Annotated in this window: 6 protein-coding genes and 1 rRNA gene; 1 reads left to right on the top strand and 6 read right to left on the bottom strand. The window is 51.8% G+C overall.

Translation table 11 applies throughout. The features are described 5' to 3' along the window. Window positions 1–82: ribosomal RNA gene (rrf, locus tag OGW17_RS21685) — 5S ribosomal RNA — on the top strand; the annotation flags it as partial. A 130-nt stretch (window positions 83–212) separates the two neighbouring features. On the opposite strand, the gene OGW17_RS20380 is transcribed toward rrf, so the two are convergent. The 6 genes from OGW17_RS20380 to OGW17_RS20355 all read right to left on the bottom strand — a co-directional run bounded on the left by OGW17_RS20380 (window position 213) and on the right by OGW17_RS20355 (window position 8,406). Next, on the bottom strand, window positions 213–971 hold the full coding sequence (locus OGW17_RS20380; RefSeq protein WP_012135408.1) for an amino acid ABC transporter ATP-binding protein: 759 nt from the start codon (window positions 969–971) through the stop codon (window positions 213–215). Between the two features lie 7 nt (window positions 972–978). After that, complete coding sequence (locus OGW17_RS20375) at window positions 979–2,082, bottom strand: amino acid ABC transporter permease (RefSeq protein WP_024130997.1); 1,104 nt, start codon at window positions 2,080–2,082, stop codon at window positions 979–981. 9 nt (window positions 2,083–2,091) lie between these two features. Next, the gene (locus OGW17_RS20370) at window positions 2,092–3,273 is read right to left on the bottom strand and encodes an amino acid ABC transporter permease (protein ID WP_058668172.1); all 1,182 of its coding nucleotides are present in this window, start codon (window positions 3,271–3,273) and stop codon (window positions 2,092–2,094) included. 69 nt (window positions 3,274–3,342) lie between these two features. Continuing rightward, window positions 3,343–4,368, bottom strand: coding sequence for an amino acid ABC transporter substrate-binding protein (locus OGW17_RS20365; protein ID WP_012135405.1), 1,026 nt, complete (start codon window positions 4,366–4,368; stop codon window positions 3,343–3,345). A 433-nt stretch (window positions 4,369–4,801) separates the two neighbouring features. After that, window positions 4,802–5,023 (bottom strand): putative periplasmic lipoprotein, encoded by a 222-nt coding sequence (locus tag OGW17_RS20360; RefSeq protein WP_012135403.1) that lies wholly within the window; start codon window positions 5,021–5,023, stop codon window positions 4,802–4,804. 269 nt (window positions 5,024–5,292) lie between these two features. Continuing rightward, window positions 5,293–8,406, bottom strand: coding sequence for an efflux RND transporter permease subunit (locus OGW17_RS20355; protein ID WP_071257689.1), 3,114 nt, complete (start codon window positions 8,404–8,406; stop codon window positions 5,293–5,295). Between the last annotated feature and the right edge of the window lie 7 nt (window positions 8,407–8,413).

Below are 8,413 nucleotides of genomic sequence, written 5' to 3'. Positions count from 1 at the left end.
CCATGCCGAACTCAGAAGTGAAACGCCGTAGCGCCGATGGTAGTGTGGGGTCTCCCCATGCGAGAGTAGGGAACTGCCAGACATCAAATCAAGCGAAGGGCCCGGTCGAAAGACCGGGCCTTTTTGCGTTTACGCGCCCTGAGAACTGCTGGATGGCGGCTGTGCCTTATCCGGCTCACGTTCCACCAGATAAGCGCAGCGCCACCGGGCAGTTAGTGAATGACTTGCGACAAAAACGCCCGGGTACGCTCTGATTTAGGATGGGCAAAGAACTCTTCCGGTGGCGCCTGCTCAACAATTTCACCACGATCCATAAAGATCACCCTGTCTGCTACCGTTCGGGCAAAGCCCATTTCGTGGGTGACGCAAAGCATTGTCATCCCGGACTGTGCCAGACCAATCATGGTATCCAGCACCTCTTTCACCATCTCAGGATCCAGCGCGGAAGTCGGCTCATCAAACAGCATAATTTTGGGCTTCATGCATAGCGAACGTGCAATAGCCACGCGCTGCTGTTGCCCGCCGGAAATCTGCCCTGGAAACTTATGGGCGTGCTCAGCGATGCGCACACGTTCCAGGTAATGCATCGCCAGTGCTTCAGCTTCTTTCTTTGGCATCTTCCGCACCCAAATCGGCGCCAGAGTACAGTTTTGCAGTACCGTCAGATGTGGGAAGAGGTTGAAGTGCTGGAACACCATACCGACTTCCTGTCTTACCCGCTCGATATTGCGAATGTCTTCATTGAGTTCAATACCGTCTACCACAATCCGTCCTTGTTGATGTTCCTCCAGATGATTAATACAGCGAATGGTCGTGGATTTACCCGAGCCGGAAGGGCCACACAGCACGATACGCTCCCCCTGTTTCACGTTCAGATTAATGTCTTTCAGAACATGAAACTGACCGTACCATTTATTGACGTTTTCCAGCGTGATCATCGCGTCGGCAGGTTGAATTAATAATTGGCTCATAAAATCCTCAGTGCGGCGTACGCCCGGTGTTAAAACGTTTCTCCAGATGCTGGCTGTAACGCGACATGCTGAAGCAGAAAATCCAGTAAATCAGTGCGGCAAAAACATACCCTTCGGTCGACATCCCCAGCCATGCAGGGTCAACAGTCGCCTGCTGAACGCTACTGAAAAGGTCAAATAAACCGATAATGATCACCAGGCTGGTATCTTTAAACAGGGCGATAATGGTGTTCACCAGACCCGGGATTACCAGCTTTAACGCCTGGGGTAGAATGACCAGTCCCTGGGTTTTCCAGTACCCGAGCGCCAGAGATTCCGCGGCCTCATACTGCCCTTTCGGTAATGCCTGTAACCCTCCGCGTACGACCTCTGCGACGTAGGCAGACTGAAAAAGGATCACCCCGACCAGCGCCCGGATAAGTTTGTCGATACTGGTTCCTTCCGACATAAACAGCGGCAGCATGACCGAAGACATAAACAGCACGGTGATTAACGGTACGCCTCGCCAGAACTCGATAAAGATAACGGAGAGCATCCGAACGATCGGCATATGAGAGCGACGGCCCAGCGCCAGCAAAATTCCCAGAGGAAGGGCACCCGCAATACCGACGGAAGCGATGATCAACGTGAGCGTTAATCCTCCCCATTGCCGCGTTTCTACCCGCTCCAGCCCGAAGAAACCGCCATACATCAGCCACCAGACAACAATGGGATAGATAACCGCCCATGCGGCGATGTAGCGCCCGCGACGGGGCATTGCTTTCCAGAACATCGGCACAATGGAGGCCAGACCAACAAGTAATGCCAGGTTGATGCGCCAGCGTTGGTCATGTGGATAAAGCCCATACATAAACTGACCAAAACGTTCGTGGATAAATACCCAGCAGGCACCCGCCTTCGTGCAATCAGCACGCGTCGAACCCACCCAGTTAGCCTGTAGAAACGCCCAGTTCAGCAAGGGGGGAATGAGTATCCACATGAGCCACAGACAAAAAAGGGTTAGCAGGCTATTGGACCAACTGGAAAAGAGATTTTTACGTACCCACAAAATTATGCGACCTGCGCCGTTATTGGCCGGGCGCATGGGATGAGACAGAAGAGCTTTTGTCATCATGGTTCCTTAGCGCTCAATCAGGGCGATACGGCGGTTATAAATATTCATCAGCAGGGAAATACTGAGGCTGATGATCAGATATACCGACATGGTGATGGCGATGGTTTCAATGGCCTGACCCGTCTGGTTCAGTACCGTTCCGGCAAACAGGGAAACCATATCCGGGTAGCCGATAGCGGCGGCAAGCGATGAGTTCTTCACGATATTCAGATACTGGCTGGTCAATGGAGGAATGATCACGCGCAGTGCCTGGGGAATGATGACCTGACGCAGCGTTACCGGATTAGGGAGGCCCAGTGAACGCGCGGCTTCATGCTGGCCGTGGGGAACCGCCTGGATACCGGAACGGATGATCTCAGCAATAAATGCCGAGGTGTATACCGAAAGCGCCAGCGTCAACGCAGCCAGTTCTGGAATTAATGCCATCCCTCCCCGGAAGTTAAACCCGCGTAACTCGGGTACATCCCAGTGCAGCGCCGCGCCAAATAGCCACTGAGCGACTGCCGGCAATAGTACGATGAGCGCTAACGCCGTAGGCCATGTTCGGCGCAATTGCCCCGTCTTAATCTGGTGCGTTTTATTGAAGCGAAAGAGCCCAGTGGAGATGACGATCGCCAGAAGGATTGCCACACAAAAAGCGATAACGCCTTCACCCAGCTGTGGTGCCGGAATATAAAGTCCCCGATTACTCAGAAAAACCAAATCCAGCGCGCTGACCGCCTGCCGTGGTCCGGGTAAATTACGCAGGACGGCAAAGTACCAGAAGAAGATTTGCAGCAATGGCGGAATATTGCGAAAGGTTTCGATGTAAATGGTCGATAACTTACGCAATAACCAGTTATCCGACAGGCGTGCAAGGCCGAGGAAAAAACCTAAAAATGACGCAAAAACAATACACAGTGCTGAGACCAACAGGGTATTGAGCAAGCCGACCAGAAAGACGCGACCGTATGTATCCCCTTGCTCGTAGTCGATCAGGTGCTGAACAATACCGAACCCGGCGCTGCGATCGAGAAACGCGAATCCTGAGGTAATCCCCCGGCTGCTCAGATTGTTAATCGTATTATGAATTAAATAGACCGCAACACTGACAACCGCAATAACGGCGAGTATTTGAAATAACCAGGCGCGGACCGCAGGGTTAGAAAAGGAGAGCATTCCTTTCACGGTTGAGCGGCGATGGGACATAAGAAAACCTCGGTAACCATAACTCTGGGCTGAGCGCCGCAGGTGCGGCGCCCGTTACATCACAACGGCTTAGCGTACGGGTGGTGCGTACTGAATGCCGCCGTTATTCCAGAGATTGTTCTGGCCTCGTTTGATCTTCAGCGGGCTTTCCGATCCCACGTTACGTTCAAAGATCTCCGCGTAGTTACCAACCTGTTTAATGATGTTGTAGGCCCATTTGTTATCCAGTTTCAGATCCTTACCGTAATCCCCTTCTTTGCCCAACAAATGCGCCATGTCCGGTGTTGCCGGATTCGCCGCTTTCTCATCTACGTTCTGCGAGTTAATTCCCATTTCTTCAGCATTCAGCATAGCGAACAGCGTCCAGCGGACGACAGAGAACCACTCATCATCACCACGGCGCACAACGGGGCCCAGAGGTTCTTTTGAGATGACTTCAGGCAAGACGATCCATTCGGCAGGGTCGCTCAGCTTGATTCGCAGGGCATATAACTGAGACTGGTCAGAAGCCAGCGTGTCACAGCGGCCCGATTCCAGCGCTTTGGCTGACTCATCAGAGCGATCAAAAGTGACCGGGGTGTATTTCATTTTGTTGGCTTTAAAATAATCGGCCACGTTCAGTTCGGTATCCGTGCCAGCCTGTATACAGACGGTGGCGCCGTCCAGCTCTTTAGCGCTTTTTAACCCCGCTTTGTTATGCGTCAGGAAACCAATCCCGTCGTAATACGTCACGCCAGTGAATGACATGCCCATACCTGCGTCGCGTGAAGAGGTCCAGGTTGTATTACGGGATAACAGATCGACTTCGCCGGATTGCAAGGCGGTGAAGCGTTCCTTTGCAGTGAGTGGGGTATATTTTACTTTTGTATCATCGCCAAAGACGGCTGCGGCAACGCCACGACAAACATCGACGTCAATACCCGTGAATTTACCGCTTGCATCTGCATAAGAAAAACCAGGCAGGCCGTCACTGATCCCACATTGTACGAATCCTTTTTTCTTTACGGCATCCAGTGTTGCGCCAGCATGCGCTTGATTTGCAACAGCAAGCAGCACGCCGACCGCAGCCAGGCTGGCTATCATCATCTTTTTCATAATGCATCCTGTGTGGAGAAATTATCGTTATAGAGAGACGTTCTGGAACGTCTTTACCTGTCTGTGGCTTTGGCCATACTCTTTTAAGCAAAGGTAGTGCCAGGTTTTGCGAACGAATGCTCGACGCAATATGCAGAGTGTAGACAGGAAAAAATAAATGCAGCGCCCTGAAATGGTGCGAAAATGAAACGTAAGCCACATTTTGGAGCAAAATATTTAAATTTACGGGCGCTGTGCGGAATAATGATTTCGCCCGTTAATATCGGCAGGATAAGTATGATAAATGCAGTTTCACTAAGACAGAATAATGAAAAGCGCCAATCTTATAGAGTAGATATGTGAGAGAAATCTATAATTGATGATTAATAATAAAGCGATTGTCCAGAGCTTTGTCTTATATTAAAAGCGCGGGTTGCCGCGCTTTTAATAAAACCTATTTCGTCAGGGCAACAATCCCCAGCGTCAGGCCTGCGACAGCGGCTGCGCCACCGGCAATCGCCCCCGCTGTTTCCCAGTTATCTTGCGTGGTGCCCTTCATACAGGTATTGGTATGAACCAGACGACCCTGGTCGTCATAAACCGGAACGCAAGGAGAGTCATGCGCACACCCCGCCAGCAAGGTTGTGAGCAATGCAACAGGAATTAATCTTTTCATGGTGTTACCTCAAAAATAAACGTTTCGCTACATCCAGCAAAGTCGAATGCTCCGCTAGCTGCGAACCCGGCGCTATTTTATCACGCCTTAAAAAGGCACCCGCATATGGAATAATTTCAATTCATGTGGATTGTAAAAATAATGGAGAAAAGGATGGCTAAGCGGTGCATGTCTGGTAAATAGCAGGTAAAATAAATGACTATCTTTTTAATACATAAATGGATAATTATTTTGGAAAAAGGCGCCCGAGGGCGCCGTAATTTTAGTGGTTAATCATGATGCCGGTTAAAACGACGTCTCACGACCACAAAGAAGACCGGAACGAAGAAGATTGCCAGCAATGTCGCCGTCAGCATTCCTCCCATAACCCCTGTTCCCACCGCATTTTGTGCGCCACTGCCTGCGCCATGACTGATAACCAGCGGCATAACGCCGAGGATGAACGCCAGAGATGTCATCAGGATTGGGCGTAAACGCATACGCGATGCTTCAAGCGTTGCCTCAATCAACCCTCGTCCCTCTTTCTCCATCAGATCTTTGGCAAACTCCACAATCAGGATGGCGTTTTTAGCAGAAAGACCAATGGTTGTGAGCAGGCCAACCTGGAAGTAAACATCGTTATTCAGTCCGCGAAGCGAGGCGGCCAGCAATGCGCCGACCACGCCGAGCGGTACGACGAGCATAACGGAGAACGGAATGGACCAGCTTTCATACAATGCAGCCAGGCAAAGGAAGACCACAATCAGTGAGATTGCATACAACGCCGGAGCCTGGTTGCCGGAGAGGCGCTCCTGATACGACATGCCTGTCCAGTCATGACCAATACCGTTCGGTAATTTTGCCGCCAGGCTTTCCATTAATGCCATCGCTTCCCCGGTACTTCTGCCGGGCGCCGCTTCACCCAACAGCTCCATTGAAGGCATACCGTTGTAGCGTTCCAGACGTGGTGAGCCGTAAATCCACCGTGCCGAACTGAAGGTGGAGAACGGAACCATTTCACCGTTTGCACTACGGACATACAGATTGTTGATGTCACCGGGCAACATGCGGAACGGCGCATCCGCCTGGACATAGACTTTCTTCACTCGTCCATGATCGATGAAATCATTCACGTACGTACCGCCAAGCGCGGTGGAAATCGTCTGGTTGATGTCTGACAGGCTGACTCCCAGGGCCTGTGCTTTTTCCTGATCGACATCCAGCTTGAACTGTGGCGTATCTTCCAGTCCGTTAGGGCGTACACGGACCAGCAGGTCGGGATGCTCTTTTATCATACCCAGCAACTGGTTCCGGGCTTTGGTGAGTTCCGTGTGACCCAGGTTCGCCTGATCGATCAGTTCAAAGTCAAACCCCGTTGCCGTACCCAGCTCAATAATCGCGGGCAGGTTGAACGGGAAGACAAGACCATCCTTTATCTGGCTGAATGCCCTGGTTGCGCGGGCAACGATCGCTTCTACGCCATTTTCTTCGCCGGGGCGTTCTTCCCAGGGCTTCAGGCTAATAAAGACAATACCGGAGTTCTGCCCCTGTCCGCTAAAGCTAAAACCATTCACGGTAAAGACGGATTCAACGTTGGCTTTTTCCTGGTTCAGATAGTAGTTCTGAATCTGATCCAGCACCTGCTGCGTACGCGTCTGTGTCGCGCCAGCAGGTAACTGCACCATCGTCATGAATACGCCCTGATCTTCTTCTGGCAGGAAGGAGGTGGGTAAGCGCAGGAACAAAATGGCCATGCCGCCGACGATAAGGACATACAGCAGCAAATAACGCCCGGTCTTGCGCAAAATACCGCTGACGCTGTTACTGTAATGCCCGACGCTTTTATCAAACAGCGTGTTAAACCACCCGAAGAAGCCACCTTTCTTTTCATGGTGATCGGCAGACGCAGGCTTAAGCAGCGTGGCGCAAAGCGCAGGCGTCAGGATGAGCGCAACCAGTACAGAAAGCGCCATTGCAGAAACGATAGTCAGCGAGAACTGGCGGTAAATTGCGCCGGTTGAGCCGCCAAAGAAGGCCATCGGCACAAATACGGCGGAAAGCACCATCGCGATCCCCACCAGCGCGCCCTGAATCTGCGACATTGATTTCTGAGTCGCTTCTTTGGGCGGCAGCTTTTCTTCCACCATCACGCGTTCGACGTTTTCCACGACGACGATAGCGTCATCGACCAGCAAGCCGATGGCGAGCACCATCCCGAACATTGTTAACGTATTAATAGAGAAACCGAACGCCGCCAGGATGGCGAATGTACCCAGCAGTACAACCGGCACCGCAATGGTCGGTATCAACGTCGCGCGTATGTTTTGCAGGAAAAGATACATGACCAGGAAAACGAGGATGATTGCTTCAAACAGCGTTTTCACCACTTCATGAATCGATATTTTCACAAACGGCGTGGTGTCATACGGGTAGACCACTTTCAACCCTTGCGGGAAAAACGGTTGTAGTTCCGCAAGCTTTGCTTTAATGGCCGCTGCCGTATCCAGCGCGTTCGCACCGGTTGCCAGCTTAATACCCAGACCTGTCGCCGCCTGGCCATTAATCTTCGTCACCATGTTGTAGTTTTCGCCGCCCAGTTCGATGCGGGCCACATCTTTAAGATGGACCATCGAACCATCCTGATTCACTTTCAGCGTGATGCGGCCAAACTCTTCCGGCGTTTTCAGGCGTGTTTGTGCGATGATAGAGGCGTTAAGCTGCTGTCCCGGGATGGAAGGCGTCCCGCCCAGTTGGCCTGCGGCAATCTGGTTGTTCTGCGTTTTCAGCTGGTTAATAACATCTAACGGCGTCAGTTGGTATTTGTTTAACGCATTGCTGTCGAGCCAGATACGCATCGCGTACTGTGCGCCAAACAGTTGGACGTCGCCGACGCCGGATGTCCGGCTGATGGTATCTTTAACGTTAGACGCCACATAATCGGAAATGTCATCCTGCGTCAGGTTCTTATTGTCGGAAACAAAACCGGCCACCAGAAGGAAGCTACTGCTTGATTTCTCGACGCTGATACCTTGCTGCTGTACTTCCTGCGGCAACAAAGGCATGGCCAGTTGCAGTTTATTTTGTACCTGAACCTGTGCGATATCCGGGTCGGTGCCGGACTGGAACGTCAACGTAATGGTTACGCTACCGGACGAGTCGCTGGTGGACGACATATACATCAGGTTATCGATACCGTTCATATTCTGTTCGATAACCTGCGTTACGGTATCCTGCACCGTTTGCGCGTCCGCTCCCGGGTAGGTTGCGGAAATCGCAACGGCGGGCGGCGCGATGGTCGGGTACTGCGCAACGGGCAGTTGCATGATCGCCAGGGCTCCGGCCATCATGAGAATGATGGCCAGAACCCAGGCAAAAATCGGGCGATTAATAAAAAAGTTTGCCATGTCCGGT

Source organism: Citrobacter sp. CK181 (assembly GCF_030333595.1).
GTDB classification, from domain to species: domain Bacteria; phylum Pseudomonadota; class Gammaproteobacteria; order Enterobacterales; family Enterobacteriaceae; genus Citrobacter_B; species Citrobacter_B koseri.
The sequence above is the reverse complement of the archived record's forward strand: the minus strand, read 5'-3'. Positions and strand labels throughout refer to the sequence as shown.

Coding starts and splice junctions, on each gene's coding strand:
- OGW17_RS20380 (WP_012135408.1), bottom strand. CDS start 971: ATGAGCCAATTATTAATTCAACCTGCCGACGCGATGATCACGCTGGAA.
- OGW17_RS20375 (WP_024130997.1), bottom strand. CDS start 2,082: ATGACAAAAGCTCTTCTGTCTCATCCCATGCGCCCGGCCAATAACGGC.
- OGW17_RS20370 (WP_058668172.1), bottom strand. CDS start 3,273: ATGTCCCATCGCCGCTCAACCGTGAAAGGAATGCTCTCCTTTTCTAAC.
- OGW17_RS20365 (WP_012135405.1), bottom strand. CDS start 4,368: ATGAAAAAGATGATGATAGCCAGCCTGGCTGCGGTCGGCGTGCTGCTT.
- OGW17_RS20360 (WP_012135403.1), bottom strand. CDS start 5,023: ATGAAAAGATTAATTCCTGTTGCATTGCTCACAACCTTGCTGGCGGGG.
- OGW17_RS20355 (WP_071257689.1), bottom strand. CDS start 8,406: ATGGCAAACTTTTTTATTAATCGCCCGATTTTTGCCTGGGTTCTGGCC.